We start from the raw sequence: 18044 nt of genomic DNA on the forward strand, positions 1-18044 counted from the left end.
CGCCATTCCCCGCACCTCATCGGTACCAGAGTATCTGCTGATTCTCCAGCGGCACGCGCACCAGAGGGTGCCTGGGGATGATTCGGGGCGTGTAGTCCTCGGCGGGACGCCGACTTGTCACATCGCAGAAATAGGTGAAACTGTTGATGGCGCCGGTCAGCGCTTCGCCCCGTTCCATGGCGTGGATTTCCGGATCGGCGGTGCCATCGCCATTGGCAAAGAGCTGCACCTCGATGGAATCGGCCTCCAGATCGTCCAAGTAGATGTGCACCTGAAAGTGGTGGACACCATCCCGAGACTGGTAGTGCAGCTCACCAAAACGTAGACCTTGCCAATGGGCGGCGATCTGGTCTTGCCAGCGGCAGATGCTCTCCGTCCGATCCCGCGCCTGGCGCGTCTTGAGGTATTCCGCGGCGGGCAGATAGAGCCTCTCGACGTATTCCTGCAGCATGCGGTTACTGCTGAAACGGGGCGAGAGCTGGGCCATGCTTTGGCGCATGCGCGCGACCCAGCCACAGGGGCAGCCGCTGTCGTCACGCCCGTGGTAAAAGAGCGGAACGATCTCCTCTTCCAGAAGGCGGTAAAGCTCCTCGGCCTCGCGTCGGTCCCATTCCGGATCGCTGTCGTGTTCGTTGCGATCTCCCAGGGCCCAGCCCACCTCCGGCGTGTAGGCCTCGGCCCACCAACCGTCCAGTTCCGACAGGTTGAGCCCGCCGTTGACCAGTACCTTCATGCCGCTGGTACCGCTGGCCTCCCAGGGGCGACGCGGGGTATTGATCCACAGATCCACACCCTGAACCAGGTGGCCGGCCACCAGCATGTCGTAGTCGGCAATGAAAATGACCCGGCCGAAGAGGTCCGGGTGCTGGCGCAGAAAGCGGGTCCACTCCTGAATCATGGCTTTACCGGCGCCATCGCGGGGGTGGGCCTTGCCTGCGATGAGGAGCTGCACGGGATAGCGGGGATTGCGCAGGATGCGATACAGGCGATCGGGATCCGTCAGCAGAAGATTGGGGCGCTTGTAGGCGGTAAAGCGGCGGGCGAAGCCCAGGGTCAAGGTATTGGGATCCAAGGCGGTACGCGCCGCCTGATACTCTTCGGCAGGCCGGTGGGCGGCCGCCAACTGCCGTTGCAGGGCTTCGCGGGCAAAGTGGATCACCCGCTGACGGGCGACGCTGCGCAGCTGCCACAGCTCGGCATCCGAGGCTTGCTGGAAACGCTCCGGCAGGTCGCCCAGATCACCGCGCCAACGGTTCTTGCCGCATTGCCGGGTCCATAGGGCATCTGCCTCCGCGGAATCCCAAGAGGGCACGTGCACCCCGTTGGTAACGTGGGTCACGGGCACCTCCGCCTCCGGCCAGCGAGGGAACAGCGGTTGAAAAAGGCGACGGCTCACGGCGCCGTGCAGGGCGCTGACTCCGTTCACCAGAATGCTGCCGCGAATGGCGAGCCAGGCCATGTTGAAGGGCTCGTGCGGATCCTCAGGCTGCTCCCGTCCCAGCGCCAGGATGGTCTGGAGATCGATACCAAAGGCCTCCGGCGCACCCTCCACGTAGCGCGCCAGCAGTTCTGGAGCAAAACGGTCGAATCCTGCGGCCACCGGGGTGTGGGTGGTGAAGACATTGCCGGCGCGAGTGGCGTTCAGGGCGCAACGAAAATCGGTGCCGTGATCGTGCATATGACTGTAGGCGCGGGCGAGGATGGCAAAGGCCGCGTGCCCTTCGTTGAGGTGGCAGATCTCCGGCTGTATCCCGAGCCGACGTAACAGAAACCAGCCGCCCACACCCAGACAGATCTCCTGCTCCAGGCGCATCTCGGCGCCGCCGCCGTAGAGCTCGGCGGTGATGCCGCGGTCTGCCGGACTGTTGAGGGGATCGTTGCTGTCCAGCAGATACAGGGTCACTCGTCCTACCTGGGCCTGCCAGGCCCGCAGGATCACGCGCCGACCGGGGAAGGGCAGATCCAGACGCAACCACTCGCCATCGGCATCGCGCACGGGCGTCACCGGCAGTTGGGTCGGATCGTTGTAGGGATACAGTTCCAACTGCTGGCCACAGTCGTCGAGACTCTGACGAAAATAGCCCTGTTGCCAGAGCATGCCGATACCCACCATGGGTACACCCAAGTCGCTCGCGGTTTTCAGGCAGTCCCCGGCAAGGATGCCGAGCCCACCGGAGTAGATGGGCAGGGCCTCGGAAAGTCCGAATTCCATGCTGAAATAGGCGACCTTCTGGAACGGGGCCCTGGGATATTTCTGATCAAACCAGCTGGGGGCCGTCAGCTCTTCGCGGTGGCGCTGCAGATATCCTTCCAGCAGCGCCAGAAAAGCAGGATCCTGGGCCAGGTTCTGCAAGGTCTCGCCAGAGATGTTCTGCAGGATCAGCCAGGGATTACGCGTACGTGTCCACAGCTCCGGAGCCACTTTTTGCCAGACCACATCGGCGGCATAGCTCCAGGACCAGCGCAGGTCCAGTGCCAGTTCGGCAAGACCGGCCAGGGATTCCGGCAACTGCGGCAAGAGATAGCAGGGGGCGATGCTCATGGATACCTCGGCTCGTCAGTGGCTCGTCAGTGGCCGGCGAAAACCGCCCGCCCCCGCAAAGGTGGCGGCCGTACCCAGATCTTCCTCAATGCGCAGCAGTTGATTGTACTTGGCCAGTCGTTCGCCACGACAGGGTGCGCCCGCCTTGAGGTGGCCGCTGTCCAGGGCGACGGCGAGATCGGCAATGAAATCGTCGCAGGTCTCACCGGAGCGATGCGACACGAAGGCACCCCAGCCGTGGAACTGGGCCAGGCGTGCCGCCTCCAGGGTTTCGCTGACGGTGCCGATCTGGTTGAGCTTGATCAGGGCCGCATTGGCAATATCTTCGTGGATGGCGCGGGCAATGATCTTGGGATTGGTGCAGAAGATATCGTCGCCCACGATCTCGATCCGGGATCCCAAACGCGCGTTGAGTTCCTTCCAATGCGACCAGTCGTCCTGAGCGAGTCCATCCTCGAGGAGCAGGATGGGATAGTGCCGCAGCAGGTCCTCGTGCTCTGCGATCATCTGCTCGCTGCTGAGAACCCGATGTTCGCAGCGCAGGTGATAGCTTCCGTCGCGATAGAACTCGGAAGACGCACAATCGATGGCGATGGCGCAGTCCCGCCCCGGTTCGAAACCGGCCATTCGGATGGCTTCCAGGAGGAGGTCCAGGGGCTCCCGGTTGGACTGTACCGTGGGCGCAAAGCCGCCCTCGTCGCCCACACCGACGGTGAGATGCCTATCCAGCAGCACCTGCTGCAGGGCGTGATAGATTTCGGCCCCCCAGCGCAGGGCCTCGCGGAAGCTGTCGGCGGCGAAGGGAATGAGCATGTACTCCTGAAAATCGGCACCTTGTCCGTGTGCGTGCACGCCACCGTTGAGCACATTGAAGCAGGGCACCGGCAGTCGGGTGGCCGCTGGGCCTCCCAGATAGGCATACAGAGGCAGATCCGCTGCTTCAGCGGCGGCGCGGGCGCAGGCCATGGATACCGCAAGCATGGCATTGGCCCCCAGTCGACTCTTGTTGTCGGTGCCATCCAAGCGGATGAGGATGTCGTCGATGGTGCGCTGTTCACGGGCATCCAGATCTTCCAGATCCGCGGCGATGCGCTCCTCGATGTGCTGGATGGCCTGGCGTACGCCTTTGCCGCCATAGCGTTTGGCGTCGCCATCGCGCAGCTCCAGGGCCTCGCGACTGCCGGTGGAGGCCCCGGAGGGGACGCTTGCGCGGGCGTGGCTGCCATCGCTGAGATACACCTCCACCTCTACGGTAGGGTTCCCGCGGGAGTCCAGAATTTCTCTGGCAACGATATCTTCAATCAAGGCGTTCATGAGGAGCTCCGGGTAGATCTAGTGCGGTGGATTCGAGGTCGATGATCTCCAGACGATTGGTGCCGCCCGGATGCCCCCGACTGGGTCCCTGGGTGAGCAGCATGCGCCCCCGGGTCTTGCCCTGCTGCTGCAGCCAGCTGCGTGCCGCCCGCTCCCAGCCGCCGCTGGGGGAAGGCATGTGCACCGCGTGGACGCCGTAGCTGAAGGCCAGCTCCTGGCAGACTTTTTCGTGTGGACTGAGAGCGATGACCCAGGGCCGCAGACGGTAGCGGGCGACGCGACGGGCGCTTGCCCCCGATTCCGTCGGCGTGACGATGCACAGAGGTTTCAAGGCTCGCGCCGAATTGGCGGCCTGTAGGGCGATCACCGACTCCACCTCCGGCGCCGTGGGCAAATCTTCGCGGTCCCCCGAGCCATAGAGCGCCCGAGTATCCTCCACGGCCTGGGCGATGCGTGCCAGCATGCGTACGGCGAGTACCGGGTGATCGCCCATGGCCGACTCCTCGGAGAGCATGACTGCGTCGGTGCCGTCGAGGATGGCATTGGCGACATCGGTGGCTTCGGCGCGGGTGGGACGGGGTTGCTGCACCATGGATTCCAGCATCTGCGTTGCCGTGATCACCGGCTTGCCGCGGGCACGGGCTTTGCGGATGAGGCGCTTCTGCAGGATGGCGATACCTTCGATGGGCGTCTCCACCCCAAGATCCCCCCGCGCTACCATGATGGCGTCGGCGGCCTCGAGAATCTCGTCGATGTGCCGGCAGGCCCGCTCCCGCTCGATCTTGGCAACGATGAAGGGATCGTGCCCCAGTTGCCGACAATAGCTGCGCGCGGCGTCGATATCCTCCCGCTTTTCCACGAAGGAAAGGCTCAGGGCATCCACCCCGGCCGCCAGAGCAAAGGCCGCCAGGTCGCGATCGTGGGGAGTGAAGGCGCCATCTTGCAGATGCACGGCGGGAAGATTGACCCCCTTGTGCGACAGCAGCACACCACCATTCTGTACCCGGCAGAGCCAATATCCGTTCTGTGCCGACTCTACCGTTAGAACGATGAAGCCGTCGCTGAGAAATACGCTGTCGCCGCGACGCAATGGGCGTGCCAGCGGCGGCAACTCGAGGGGGACGTGCAGCGGGGCGCCGCTGCCTGCTCCTTGGGCGGTGGTGGCGGCGTCACGGTCGTCGCCGTTGTCCAAACGAAGCTCAGGTGGCGCCAGCAGGACCCGATCGCCGCGCTTCAGGCGCATGGGTTCGGGCAGCACGCCGATCCGGATCTTGGGACCAGGCAGATCGGCGAGGATGGCCAGGCGACAGGACTCGGCGGCTGCAGCCCGACGAATGCGTTGGATACGCGCCCCATGTTCATCCGTCGTGCCGTGGGCGAGATTGATCCGCGCCACCCGCATGCCTGCCTGGATCATCTTGCGCAAAGTCGACTCCTTGTCCGAGGCGGGACCGATGGTGCAGACGATCTTGCTGCGACAGCCGGCCCAGCGCATCACGCGGAGTGAACCAGCAGCTTCACCGCACTGTCCACGTCCTGATTGCCGACGACGATGGCGTGGATGGCTTTGCAGAAGGCCACGGCCTCGGGCTGACTGCGCTGGTGGACGTTGCGCCCCGTCGCACAGCCGGCGGTGTTGCCGTCGTGGATCTGCCCATACAGGCGCGTGAGAAACTCCTCGGCGGAGGTCTCGGCACCGCCGGCACAGACGACCTGGGTGCGTCCCGCCGCAGCCACCGCCTCACCCAACAGTCTGGGATCCTGCACGCCCTGGCTGTCGCGAGGTGGGTTGATCTTGACGAAATCGGCGCCCAGACAGGCAGCGAGCCCCGTAGCGCCGGCGGTGAGGTGCGGATCGTGCTCGCGGTCGCCCACCGCCTGGCCCCGGGGATAGGCCCAGATGACGGCGAGCAGGCCCAAGGCGTGGGCATCGGTGACGAGCCGCGCCGCCTCTGCCAGCATCTGCGGCTCGTGGCGCGAGCCCGGGTAGATGGTGTAGCCCACCCCCACCACGTCCAGGCCGGAGTAGCGGATGAAGTCGGCAACCTGATCCATGGTCTGCCATTGCCTGCTCAGAGGATCGTGCTCGGGGCCTTTGAGCAGGTGGGTCTTGCTGTTGAGCTTGATGAGGTAGGGCACCTCCGGATAGTCGGTGCCATAGCGCGCGAGCAGACCCATTTGTGTTGCAAAACAGCCCACAGGGGCGGCGCTGGCAATGCGGAAGAGGTGCTCCGGATCGGCATCGTCGCTAGCAACATGGCCGCCGACGAAGTCGTCGTTGAGGTGCTCCACCTTCTGGTCACCGGCCATGAGGAACAGTCGACCACTCCCTTGGGTGACACGTTCGTAGTGGGCTTGCCAGCGTTTGGCGCTCTCGGCGGAAATGCCCGCCGGGGCAGAGGGTTTACTGGGATGCATGGGAATCTCCAGGAAGGCAGGGATGTTGATGGGCATAGTGCCGGCGCAAGGCATCGCCCGTTGCCGCCACCATGGGATGCAGAGAGGGGGTCAGGCGCGGTTGGCTGCCGAACTGCATGCTGGCCAGGTCCGGTGCCGTCGCATGCATCTGGATGGCAAGGCCCATGGTGTTGAGGAGCTCGCCGGTGGTAGCGCCACCCAGCACCTGCGCGCCCAGTAGCTGCAGGGTGTTGGCGGAGAATATGAGGCGACAGTAGACCTCGGTGGTGTCGGGCATGGCCGCCGGATGGTGGTCCGGCATGCGTGCCTCGCCCACCAGAATGGGAAAGCCTTCGGCACTTGCCTGCGCCTGCGTCAGCCCCGCCACGCCAAAGGCCAGACCGTCGATCTCACTGGCATAGATGCTGACGGAGCCGGCGTTGTAGCGCAGCTCGCGCAGGCCATAGAGGTTCATCCCAGCAATACGGCCTTCGGCGGCGGCCTGCGAGGCAATCATGGCGTGGTTGGCCTTGCGGGTGAAATAGTCCTGCTTGTGAGCGCAATCGCCCACGGCAAAGATGGCCGGGTCTTCCCGACTGCGCTGGAAGGCATCGACCCACACGCCGCCGGAGCGACTCAGGGTCAGCCCCATGTCCTTGGCCAGGGCGACATTCGGACGCACGCCGATGGCAATGAGTACGGCATCCACCGCCAGAGGCTCCTGGCCCGAGATCTGCACCTGTCCCACCCGCTGCCCGTCCGGCCCTGCGAGCAAAGCTTCCACCCGAGCCCCGGTGTGGATGTGCACACCGTGGTTGCGCAGCTGTTTTTCCACGGCCTCGCAGGCATCGAGGTCAAAGGCTGCCTGCATGAGGTGGGGGAGCATCTCCACGATGTGCACCTCGATTCCGCGTTTGCGAATCTCGTCGGCGAATTCCACGCCGATGAAACCGCCGCCGATGATGGCAAGACGATGGACGTCGGGGATGACCTGACTGAAGAGCTGGTCGAGGTAGTCGTAGTCCTTGCGGATCGTGAAAACACCCTGGAGATCGGTGCCCGGAATGGGAGGGATGAAGTTTTCTCCGCCGGTGGCCAGCACCAGGCGTTCCCAGGTAATGCTGCGGCCATCCTGAAGCTGGGCCTGCCGCCGGTCCCGATCGACACTCTGGACGAAGCCGTGGACGAGCTTGCCGCCGGCCGCGAGCAGGGGCGCGCGACCGGCCATGTCTTCCTCGGTGCCGCCCAGGGTGCCAAAAATATACGGGATGCCGCAGGGGATGACCGCATCCGTTTCCGGGCGCAGCACGGTGACTTCCTTGTGGGGCCAGAACTGGGCTGCGGTGATGCCCGTCATCATCCCCGCGGGACCCCCGCCGATGATGAGAATATCGGTCTTGCTGCTGTCCATGATCTACCCTCGTGACCCAAGCGTGTTCTCAGTATAGACGGATTCAGATATCCAGAAGCGTGACCTCTGTCTGGCGCAGAAGTTCGTTCAGCGCGTTGTAGGAAAATAGGGCCGTGCCCGGTTGTGTTGCGGTGCCCGAGCCGCAGGCAACGGCGAGGCGCAAGGCCTCTTCCGGTCGCTGGCCGCGGGCAAAGGCGGCGACCAGCCCCGCGACCATGGAATCGCCGGAGCCTACCGTCGAGCGCACGGTAATGGCCGGAGCGCGGGCATAGAAGCTCCCCGTAGGACCCACCAGAAGCGCGCCGTCACCACCCAGGGACACGCAGACATACTCCACGCCCTGGCGCTGCAGTCTCCGGCCTTCCTGCGCCACGTCTTCCAAGCGCGGCAACTCACGTCCGCAGAGGAGCCCCAGTTCGTAACGGTTGGGTTTGATGAGAAAGGGTCGCTCGGCTATGGCCAGGTGCAGGAGCGGGCCATGGGCATCGACCACACCAAAGCCGCCCTGGGCGCGAATCTGCCGTAGAAGATCGGCATAGATGTGTTCTTCCACTCCGGGTGGCACCGAACCCGTTAGTACCCCGAAGCCGTCCTTGCACAGGCCGAGAAAGCGCTCGCGGATGGCGGCCAGGGCCAGCGACGATACCCGTGGCCCGATACCCGTCACTTCGTACTGCACCGCCGGTTCGGATTGGAGGATGGTGGCATTGATGCGCGTTTCTCCCTCCACATCGATACAGTGTGGGTCGTCCAGGTGATGCTGCAGCAGACGCTGCAGCAGTGCGCCCACATTACCCGCCACGATACAGCAGCTGTGTGCACAGACCATGAGTTCCTTGAGCGCCCGCGCCACATTGATACCGTTGCCGCCGGGATCGTAGCGAGTGACTCGGGCGTGGGTTTTCTGATCGGCCACCAGCCGATCCACCTCATAAGCGATATCCACCGCCGGATTGAGGGTCAGGGTGGCGATGGGCTGGCAGTGGCCGTCGGTGCCGGTAGTCTCAGGCATGGTCCGATTCCTGGGAGTGATGCACCAAGGCCGCCAAGGCAGCGGAGACCAGACGGGCTCGGGCCGGGTCGGCGCGCGAGGTGAGTATGATGGGCACCCTCGCGCCGTAGACGATACCGCCTAGCGTGGCGCCGCCCAGATACTCCAGATCCTTGGCCAGGATATTGCCGGAGACGAGGTCAGGCACCAGCAGGATATCGACGTCGCCGGACACCGAACTGCGAATCCCCTTGATACGCGCCGATTCCGCCGATATGGCATTGTCGAAGGCCAGCGGACCGTCCACGAGGACACCTGCTATCTGGCCGCGATCGGCCATTTTGGCAAGACAAGCCGCGTCCACCGTCGATGGAATGGCGGGGTTCACCACTTCCACAGCCGACAGGGCCGCCACTTTGGGCGTCTCTACCTCCAGAATACGGGCGATGGCCGCGGCGTTATCGATGATCGCGGCCTTGGTCATCAGATCGGGCGTGATATTGATGGCGGCGTCGGTGATGAGCAGAAGCTTGTGATAGGACTGCAACTCACAGACAAAGATGTGGGAGAGGCGACCCGGGCCGCGCAGTTTGGCCAAGATGGGGTGGAGAAAGGCGTCGCTGTGGATATGCCCTTTCATCAGCGCTACGGCTTCGCCCTGGAGCGCGAGATCCACGCCTTTTTCTGCGGAGGCGTCGGCGCTGTCACAGTGGATGATCCGAAAGCTCGGGCACTGCCCGGAGTCCGCGCCCAGGGCGCGCAAGAGACTGCGGATCTGCTCGCCGTCGCCGATGAGGATCGGATCGATGATGTTGCGGGACTTGGCCTCACAGGCGCCGCGCAGAACAAACTCTTCGCCGGCATCCACCACGGCTACGGGAATGGCACCCAACGGCTCCACACGTTGCAGTAGTTCTTCGAAATGAGCAAAAGCCATCTTCCTCTCCTCGGAGGCGCACGGGGTCACTGTCAGTGTAGGCAAGCCCCCGGGGTCTCGCCAGGACGACGCCAGCTCTGCGGGTCCGTTCAAGCTCGGTGCGGACAGCACGGACAGGTGCTCTGAGGTTTGACAGCGCCCCGGCCGCATGTTAGGTTCTGGCCACCTAAATTGGCGGGAGGTTCTACCGAACTTGGACAGTAGCCCTGGTTCAGCGCTCATCATCTGACTGGGTGTCCTTCGGCAGCCTTTGCCTCGGTCACCCGGTCCTCGGGTGGTCGCCTTTACTTCCTGTTATCGCAGTTTGATCGTTCGCTGCACGAACTTGTGTCCGTTTCGGTTGGCCGGAACTTGGACGTGAGCTATGCAGCGTGTGGAGAGAATGTCGGTGGATCCTGATCCGGAACCGGAACCGGTAGTGGTCGCATTTGCGGCCGCGGTTCCTTTGGTCAACGTTATGTAGCCCCATCGGCGGCTCGCGACCGCGCATGCCGATGGGGGCGTGAGGAGGCACGATGCGCGGGTACGGTTGGGTACTGAGCTGGGTTCTGTTCTACGCCACGCTGTCACCGGCAGCCGCGGCAGCGAGCTTCTGGGGGGCATTTACCCCCCATGCGCACTTCGAGGGCGAATTCGTCGGCAACTTTGCCGGTGGGCTTGCGCGCGGCGGCACGGGAACGGCCTATTTCGAGGGCGGTTTCGATTGGGACAGTGAGGTCGCCGGCGCTTATCCCGGCGGCAAGGTCGTCGCCCGTTATCTGGCCGTGGACACGGGCCAGCCCGACCAGCTCTATGTGGGCGACGCGCAGGGGGTGAGCAATCTCACCACCGATTACAACATCAGTCGCCTGTACAAGCTCTATTACCGACAGAGCCTGGGTTCGTTCACCGCCCGCGTGGGGCTGCTCAATGCCAACGATTATTTCGACACGGTCGACACGGCCAGCTATCTGCTCTGCCCGTCCTATGGCATCTTTCCGGTTTGGAGCAGCAACCTGCCGGGCTCCAGCACCTATCCCTTTTCAAGCCTCGGCGCCATGGTGGCCATCGGCGGCGATCACCACCTGCTGGAGGCTGGGGTGTTCGGTGCCGATGCCATGCACCCCTACCGTCGGCCCCTCACTCACGGTGCGCTGATGCTGTTGCAATATACCCAGGCCGGCACACTCGGGGCCGGGGACTATACCGTCAAGCTGGGTGCCTTTCGCAACCGCCAGACCGCGGCATTGGCGGCCCAGCTCGGACCGCAGACCAGCGGCTTCTTTGGCGCGACGGAGTACCGCTTCCACGCCCTCGGTCTCGACTGGGGTGCCTTTCTGGTGGGCGGTGGTGCGCCCAAATCGGTCAATGCCGTACCCTGGTACGCGGGTGGAGGTCTACGTCTGAAGCACTGGTTTCCGGGCCGTCCCGAGGACGTGCTCTCCGCGGGTTTTTCCCGGGTGAGCCTGCGTGGTTTGCCCCACGCCGAAACCAACTACGAACTCACCGGTATCTTCGCGATCGGCCCAGGGGTGACCCTGCAGCCGGACATGCAGGTGATCGTCCACCCCGGTGGCAAACTGCCCACCGCTCTGGTGGGTATCCTACGGCTGGACATCGACCTGGTTTCATTGGTCAAAAGCCAAGGAGTGGCCTTATGAGCACCGTGCTGAAGGATACGCCACAAGCCCTTCCCATCGGTCCGCAGCGTCTTATGGCGGCGGGCTGGATCTGGCTCTACCAGCCCGATGCTGCCAGCCTCCAGAAGCTTGCGGCCGAGCTGGACGTGGATGAGGATTTTCTCTTCGACATCCTGGACCCTGACGAGAATCCTCGCCTGCAGCGGGAGGATGACCACCTTCTGGGAATCCTGCCGGTCCCGGTCCGCCGTGACGACGACGATGGCTGGCTACTCCGCCCCCTGGGTTTCGTCCTGCAAGGGGAGACTCTGGTGACCATCAGCACCGTACAATGGACCTTCCTCCACGAGCTTTTTGCCACGGCGGGCAAGGATACAGCGTCCGCAGGGGCACAACGGCGCAACCTGCTGCGTATCGTCCAGGCTATCACCGAAATTTACGAGCAGGCCCTGGACGATCTGGTCCAGCGCATGGTGCGGCTGGAGGAGCTGCTGGACAGCACCCAGAGCAACGACGATATGTTCCGCTTGCTGGAGGTGGGCAAGGCGGCCCTGCAGATGCACGCCGCCCTGGCGGGGAACGTGGCCGTCGTTTTCAAGCTGTCGCGCCACCGCCAGTTGGCCTGGGAAAAAGATGAAAAGCGTCGTCTGAATCTCCTGGTGGCCGACCTGCAGGCCGTACACGAGCGTGCCGAGGTGCTCTCGCGCACCATGAACAGCACCATGGACGCTTACGGTGGTATGGTGCAGAACAATATCAACCATGGCCTGAAGGTGCTGACGACTTTGGCGTTGGTCCTCTACATCCCGGCCTTGTTGGCTACACTCTACGGTGTCAATCCGCCCATTCCCTTGCAGGACAAGCCCTGGATTTTCTGGGTCATTGTGATCGGCAGCTTCAGCCTGTCCGGTCTCATGGCGGCCGTCTTCCGCTACCGTCTCCGCTGGATCTGAACCACGGGAGGAACTCGTATGTCGGAATCCCTCAAACTCGTCGTCAGCCGCAGCGGCAGCGCCGACCCCTGCGCCACTTGGCAGCACCGGACCGTGGCCGACGATGCCGCGCTCGCCGCCACGGCCAGCGAGATGGGCCTGAGTGAAGCATTCCTGCGCCAATGTCTGGACCCCGATGAGATTCCCCACATCGATCGTGAGGGCGAGCAGATCCTGCTGCTGCTCCAGGCGCCATGGACGCACGAGGAGGCCACGGCCCCGCTTTTCATGGACACGGTTCCTCTGGGAATCCTCTTACGTCCGGCGGGGGTCGTCACCATCAGCGCCAAGCCCCTGCCGCTGTGGGATCGTCTGCACCGGGAGCTGTGCGGGGAGGGCGCCCGTAGCCTGCAGCGGGAAGCCTTTCTCGCGCGATTCTTCACGGAGCTCGCGCATGATTTCCTGGGCGCCATCGATCGCCTGGAGGCACAATTGGAAGTCGCCAAGGAGCAACTGCGTCGCTCCCAGAGCAATGCCGAGTTCTTTCGCCTGCTCTCCCTGCAGAAGAGCCTGATCTATCTGACAGCGGCACTGCGCGGCAATCTAGCCACGGGCGAGCGCTTGCTGCACTCGCCGCGCTGGCAGGGCAATGCCGAGGAACAGGAGCAATTGCGCGATGCCTTGGAGGATCTGCGTCAGGCTCGGGATACCGCCGAACTCATGACCAGCACCACCACCAACGCCATGGACGCCTTTGCCGGCACCTTGCAGAACAATATCACCGTCGCCATCCGCGTCGTCACGGCCTGGACCGTGGTCATCACCGTTCCCATCGCCGTGATTTCCATCATGGCCATGAACACACCCCTGCCGCTGCACGACTGGCCTTATGCCTGGCCGGTACTCATGGGCGGCTCATTCGTGGCATCGGGGCTGCTCTATCTGGCCCTGCGTCGCAGTCAATGGTTGTGAGTGAAGCCATTCTGGAGCGCGATATATGAAAGAAGCAATGCTCGAAGGCCTCGGCGCCGGCGCCGAAATTCCGCTCAGCCCCGATCCGCAAGGCAAGGAACGGCGTTGGCTCAGCATCCCGCAGATGGAACCGGCGGAGCTTCCTTCGCTCGGTCGGCAGTTGGGGGTAGATCCCGGTTTCCTGGGCGACGCCCTGGATCGACACGAACGCCCCAGCCTGCACCGGGAGGGTGAGACCACCATCATCCTGCTGCGCGTACCGCTGCTTTCGGCCGAGCAGCCTGGCCCTTCCTGGGTAACGGTGCCGCTGGGCATCCTCCTGCAAAAGTGGCAACTGGTGACCATCGAGACCCAAGCCTTCGGCTTTCTCGAGCAGCTGCGGGCCCGGCTCGGCAAGCGGGCCCGGCGCATCCGCCTGCGCGAGGCGCTGGCAGAGCTGCTGCAGGCCATGGCACAGGAATACCTGCGCTCGCTGCGCCAGGTAAAGAAGGAAATGGACGCGGTGGAACACGATCTGCGCGCATCGCAGAACAACGACGATTTCTACCGCATGGTGTCCCTGCAGAATACCCTGACGCATTTTGCCGCCGCCCTGCGCGGCAACATCGGTGTGCTGCAGCGGCTCCTGCAAATGCCCGTCTTCCTCGACGACAAGGAGGATCTCGAGGACGTTGCCGACGCCCTCGTGGATCTGCAGCAGGCGCGGGAAATGGCGGAGCTCTATGCCGCTACCCTGACGGATCTGCTGGACGCCTATGTGGGTGTGCTGCAGAACAACATCGCCAATCGCGTCAAGAAACTCACGGCCTGGACGGTGGTATTGGCGGTATCGCTGATGTCCACGAGTCTCTATGGCATGAACGTCCCTTTGCCCTGGCAACACTGGCGGTACATCACTCCCACCCTGGTGGGCGGCGGTTTCCTCATCGCGGCGGCGATCTACGTCTACTTCCGTCGGCACGACTGGATCTGAGGAGGACGGTCATGAGCGCGTGGTTCTTCAAGAACGATCAAGGCTGGCTGGATGTCGACCACTACGCGGGCCCGGGCATCTATCTGCTCGAGCCTGCCGACACCGGCATGGTCGCCGCCCTGGACGCCGCCCTCGGCGCTCAGCTGCCGCAACTGGCCTTGCCGGCACAAGCGCCACGGCAGATACCGCGCCTGGTCTTGGATGCCAATGGTGTGCTGGCATTGCGCCTCAATGTCGTCGTTCCGCGGCGCGAGCCGGAACTGCGGCGCAGCGAGGAGGAGCTGCTGCAGGCGCGCCTGATCTGGGCGCGAGACCATCTGATTCTGGTAGCCCCGCAGCAGCACTGGCGGCGCATCGTTCGCGACAGCCTCGAACTGGATCCCCATGCGCCCCAGGACAAAATCCTGCAGCGCATTCTGCTGACGGCCATCTACAGCCACGAGAGTGCGACCCAGCGCATCGTCGCGGAACTACGCGAACTGCGCAGTGCCCTGCGTAGCTCACTCAATAACCGAGAGATGCGTCGCATCGTGGTCCTGAACCGTCGCCTTGGCGAGCTCGTGGTATCCATTCGCGATCTCGGCCTCACCCTGCGCAGTCTGCGCGCCGAATTGGACGACGATGACCCCCTGCGCAATCGTATCGACGAGATCTACGACGAGCAAAGGCGCATCGAGGAGATTCTGACCCTGATCTGGGATCGTTATCTTGGCGTGACCAACGCCTACGCCGGCATCATCCAGAACAACGCCCACACCATCATGAAGGTCATGACCGCCTACCTGGCCTTTCTCATGGTACCCATAGCCTTGATCATGCCCTTTCACATGAACACCGTCTTGCCCATGCAGCACTTCCACTACGCCTGGTATGTGCTCCTGCTCTACAGCTTCGGTACCTCGGGCTGGTTCTTTTTCCAGTGGGGACGCAAGCGCGGTTTTTTTCACCTTTGAGGAGGGGGATATGCTGCAGATCATTCGCAATGCTTTTCTGACGGGCAACGATCGGGCGCGCGACTGGATGAAAATCGCGGCACCCTCGCCCATGGAGCTCAGCCAGGCCGCCACCACCATCCAGGCGGAAGAAAGTTTCCTCCGTCGCCGTCTCCAGGGCGGACCGGTGCGCCCCGTGGTGGAGGACTCCGGTTTTTTGACCTTTCAGATGTTGGTGCCGACCCATCAGGCCAAGGCGGGGCAGGTGGATTTTCACCTCGTCCCTCTCAATATCTTTCTGGTGCCTCACTATTTCGTGACCCTGAGCGCGGAACCTCTGGGCTTTCTCGACACCATTATCCGCCCCGAAGCGCCCATCCGCCGTTGGGAGCTGATTCTACGCATCGCCAAGGAGATCGCGCTGCGCTACGTGCACATGGCCAGGGACGTGGCCAAGGAGACAGAGAGCATCGAGGCGGAGCTCAAGGTGGCTCAGCGCCACCACGTCATCTATCGGGCGCTGGAAATCAACGACCGTCTGTTGCAGCTGGATATGGGGCTGCTGCAGCTGGAATACGTCATCGACGAGATGCGCGAACGTATGCCCAAGGATTCACCGAGCTTCATGGAGGAGTTCACGGATGCCCGCATCGAGATCCGTCAGGCGCGGGAGCAGGTGGATCTGGAGCAGCAGACCCTCAACGAGATCATGGATGCCTATACCTACATCATCCACAACAACGTCAACCACATCTTCAAATTCATGGCGGCCTTGATCATCCTGGCGTCCATCCCCATCATCGTCTGCGATTCGGCCTCCATGAACGTCCCGTTGGGCGCCTTTCGGACCTCGCCCTGGGGTTTCCCCCTGGATGTGGGCTTCCTGCTGGTGGTAGAGGCCGTCACCGCCTGGGTTTTTTATCGCAAGGGATGGCTCACCCTCGGCTGAGCGAGCTGAGCTGCAGCGCCTTCACCAGCCGGGAACGCTGGTAATGCCGCCGTAGACGCCGAGGCCCGCGGTGAGAAGGCTGACCCCGACTACCAGCCAGAGGTACCAGCCCCGCAAGCGGTGCTCGGGCGGCAGGGCGTGGATGGCCAGAGCCACCAGAAAACCCAGCACCAGAGGCAGCAGCAGCGCGTTCATCACCTCCACGGCAATATCCAGGGCGACCAGATTGGGGATCAGGGCAACGGCCAGGGCACCCGCAAGGACGATGAAGGTGTAGGTCCCGTAGAACCAAGGCGCCTCACGCGGATGATACTCCAGCGAATGGCGAAACCCCGTTACCTCACCCCAGCCCCAGGCACCGGCCAGAGAGGCGACGATGGCCGCCACCATGCCGGCGCCCACAATGCCTACGGAAAAGATCAAATAGCCCCAGGTGCTGCCCAGGAAAGGAACGATGGCCTCCGATAGTTGCTGCACGGTATTGAGGGGAGCGTTGGGATTGCGCAGGGCGATGGTGGCGGCAACGGCCACGAGCACCGCGGCCATGATGGACTGGGTGACGATGGCGCCAAAAGCGGTGTCCCAGCGCGCCTCTCGATACTGTTCCGGCTGCAGACCCTTATCGGCGACGGCCGACTGTTGGTAGAAGACCATCCAGGGCATGATCACGGCACCGATGTTGGCTGCCACCAACATCATATAATGGCGATTGCCTACCGGGATCTCGAGGAAATCCCGCCCCATCTGGCCGAGATTGGGATGGCTGACGATGGCAATAGCGAAGAAGACCAGTTCAAAGAGACCCAGGATGAGCGCGATGCGCTCCACCCGTCGGTAGGAGCCGGTCCACACGATGAGCAGCAGCGCCGCTGCTGCCAGGGCAATGCCCACGCCTCGCGGTAAACCGTAGAGCTCGCTGACGCCGGCCATACCCGAGAACTCCGTGAGCAGTGCACCGGTGGTGGCGATGCTCAGCCCAGCCACGGAAAGATAGGCCCAGCCGCCGCCGAAACGCTCCCGGATCAATTCTCCGTGACCCTTTCCCGTGAAAATGCCCAGACGTACCGTCAGTTCCTGGACGATGAACAAGATCGGCATGAGGATGAACTGCAGCAGCAATAGCCGATATCCCCACTGGGCCCCGCTCTGCGCCGCTGTGATGATGCTGCCGACGTCGGTATCGGCGAGCATGACCACAAGACCTGGACCGAGCACGGCCAGAAAGGTTTTCCAGTGCCGACGGGGCAGGGAGCTTGTGGGGTGTTTGGCGGCAAGAACCATGGGCTGGGGCTCGAATGAGTCAGATGAGAATGCGAATGATTAACGAATGAGCGTGCGCTGTCAAGCCGCGACCACCCGGATTCTGGTGGAGATACCTGCCGGGTCGACGGGCAGCGCATGCCTTTCCTCCGCACATGGGATACACCGGGCATGGAAGGGTGGGAAGGCCGCCGCGAGATAGGGACCGCAAGGTGACTGAATCATCCGCCGCCAGGATTCTGATTCCAGAAAATCTGCTGCACGCCGGGGATCTGCTCCAGGGCATGGATGGCTCGATCCAGTTCCTCTTCCGAAATGTGGCTGGGCAGCAGGGTGGCCCGCATTTCCGTCTCCACCGAACCGAAGGGGCGCATGCTGAATTCGCGCACCGGGTAGCCCGCGGCATCCAGGATGTCCGAGGCTTGCTCCTGGATACCGCCCTCCAGACCCCGGCGAACGATAAGAAAGACCGTGGCTGTGGTTTCGGTACTGTCACCCGTGGGTAGACGATTGATCTGGTTGGCGACGGGGCGCAAAAGAGTATTGGCCGCAAGGACGAAAGCTGCGGCGATGATGGCCGGCGCCCATTGCCCCGAGCCAGCGCAGGCACCCACCGCCGCCGAACCCCAGATGGTGGCGGCAGTATTCAGGCCGCGCACATTCACCCCCTCCTTCATGATGGTGCCCGCGCCCAGGAAGCCGATGCCTGAGATGACATAAGCGACGATGCGCGCAAGCTCCGGATCGCCACCGATTCGCCAACCCAAATTCACGAATATGGCAGCGCCAACGGCTACCAGAGTGTTGGTGCGCAA

The 18044-nt window shown here is 63.3% G+C and carries 15 protein-coding genes; 6 read left to right on the forward strand and 9 right to left on the reverse strand.

Annotation, left to right across the window (positions count from 1 at the left end):
* Positions 1–16: 16 nt before the first annotated feature.
* From glgP to Q0C23_RS00775, 7 genes are read right to left on the reverse strand one after another with little or no spacing between them, the layout of a single operon-like run.
* Positions 17–2542 (reverse strand): alpha-glucan family phosphorylase, encoded by a 2526-nt coding sequence (gene glgP, locus Q0C23_RS00745; protein WP_291510466.1) that lies wholly within the window; start codon positions 2540–2542, stop codon positions 17–19.
* A gap of 15 nt (positions 2543–2557) precedes the next feature.
* On the reverse strand, positions 2558–3856 hold the full coding sequence (gene eno / locus Q0C23_RS00750; protein ID WP_291510467.1) for a phosphopyruvate hydratase: 1299 nt from the start codon (positions 3854–3856) through the stop codon (positions 2558–2560).
* A complete protein-coding gene (pyk, locus tag Q0C23_RS00755; protein WP_291510483.1) occupies positions 3840–5351 on the reverse strand; it encodes a pyruvate kinase in 1512 nt (503 codons plus the stop codon). Before pyk ends, eno begins: the two co-directional genes overlap by 17 nt.
* Positions 5351–6274: an aldolase gene (locus tag Q0C23_RS00760; protein WP_291510468.1), complete on the reverse strand. Its 924-nt coding sequence runs from the start codon at positions 6272–6274 to the stop codon at positions 5351–5353. The genes pyk and Q0C23_RS00760 overlap by 1 nt, the downstream gene beginning before the upstream one ends.
* Positions 6261–7664 (reverse strand): FAD-dependent oxidoreductase, encoded by a 1404-nt coding sequence (locus Q0C23_RS00765; RefSeq protein WP_291510469.1) that lies wholly within the window; start codon positions 7662–7664, stop codon positions 6261–6263. Before Q0C23_RS00765 ends, Q0C23_RS00760 begins: the two co-directional genes overlap by 14 nt.
* A 43-nt stretch (positions 7665–7707) precedes the next feature.
* Positions 7708–8676: a 1-phosphofructokinase family hexose kinase gene (locus Q0C23_RS00770; RefSeq protein ID WP_291510470.1), complete on the reverse strand. Its 969-nt coding sequence runs from the start codon at positions 8674–8676 to the stop codon at positions 7708–7710.
* Positions 8669–9592 carry a bifunctional enoyl-CoA hydratase/phosphate acetyltransferase gene (locus Q0C23_RS00775; RefSeq protein ID WP_291510471.1) on the reverse strand — a complete coding sequence of 308 codons (924 nt, stop codon included), beginning with the start codon at positions 9590–9592 and terminating at the stop codon, positions 8669–8671. Before Q0C23_RS00775 ends, Q0C23_RS00770 begins: the two co-directional genes overlap by 8 nt.
* Before the next feature lie 515 nt (positions 9593–10107).
* Between Q0C23_RS00775 and Q0C23_RS00780 the strand changes: the two genes are divergently transcribed.
* The 6 genes from Q0C23_RS00780 to Q0C23_RS00805 are packed head-to-tail and all read left to right on the forward strand — an operon-like array spanning position 10108 to position 15969.
* Positions 10108–11232 (forward strand): carbohydrate porin, encoded by a 1125-nt coding sequence (locus Q0C23_RS00780; RefSeq protein ID WP_291510472.1) that lies wholly within the window; start codon positions 10108–10110, stop codon positions 11230–11232.
* Positions 11229–12164 (forward strand): magnesium transporter CorA family protein, encoded by a 936-nt coding sequence (locus Q0C23_RS00785; RefSeq protein WP_291510473.1) that lies wholly within the window; start codon positions 11229–11231, stop codon positions 12162–12164. The genes Q0C23_RS00780 and Q0C23_RS00785 overlap by 4 nt, the downstream gene beginning before the upstream one ends.
* Before the next feature lie 18 nt (positions 12165–12182).
* Positions 12183–13115, forward strand: a complete 933-nt coding sequence (locus Q0C23_RS00790) for a magnesium transporter CorA family protein (protein ID WP_291510474.1) — start codon at positions 12183–12185, stop codon at positions 13113–13115.
* 25 nt (positions 13116–13140) lie between these two features.
* Positions 13141–14088: a magnesium transporter CorA family protein gene (locus Q0C23_RS00795; protein WP_291510475.1), complete on the forward strand. Its 948-nt coding sequence runs from the start codon at positions 13141–13143 to the stop codon at positions 14086–14088.
* Positions 14089–14099: 11 nt separating this feature from the next.
* Complete coding sequence (locus Q0C23_RS00800; protein ID WP_291510476.1) at positions 14100–15041, forward strand: CorA family divalent cation transporter; 942 nt, start codon at positions 14100–14102, stop codon at positions 15039–15041.
* Between the two features lie 10 nt (positions 15042–15051).
* Positions 15052–15969 (forward strand): CorA family divalent cation transporter, encoded by a 918-nt coding sequence (locus Q0C23_RS00805; RefSeq protein ID WP_291510477.1) that lies wholly within the window; start codon positions 15052–15054, stop codon positions 15967–15969.
* Positions 15970–15990: 21 nt separating this feature from the next.
* Here the strand turns inward: Q0C23_RS00805 and Q0C23_RS00810 are convergent, their stop codons facing one another.
* Positions 15991–17250: an NRAMP family divalent metal transporter gene (locus tag Q0C23_RS00810; RefSeq protein ID WP_291510478.1), complete on the reverse strand. Its 1260-nt coding sequence runs from the start codon at positions 17248–17250 to the stop codon at positions 15991–15993.
* A gap of 200 nt (positions 17251–17450) precedes the next feature.
* Positions 17451–18044, reverse strand: a 594-nt coding sequence (locus tag Q0C23_RS00815) for an MgtC/SapB family protein (protein WP_291510479.1), incomplete at its 5' end; no start/stop codon positions are given.

Origin of the sequence: Acidithiobacillus sp., assembly GCF_023256195.1 — a bacterium.
In the GTDB taxonomy this organism is placed as follows: domain Bacteria; phylum Pseudomonadota; class Gammaproteobacteria; order Acidithiobacillales; family Acidithiobacillaceae; genus Acidithiobacillus_A.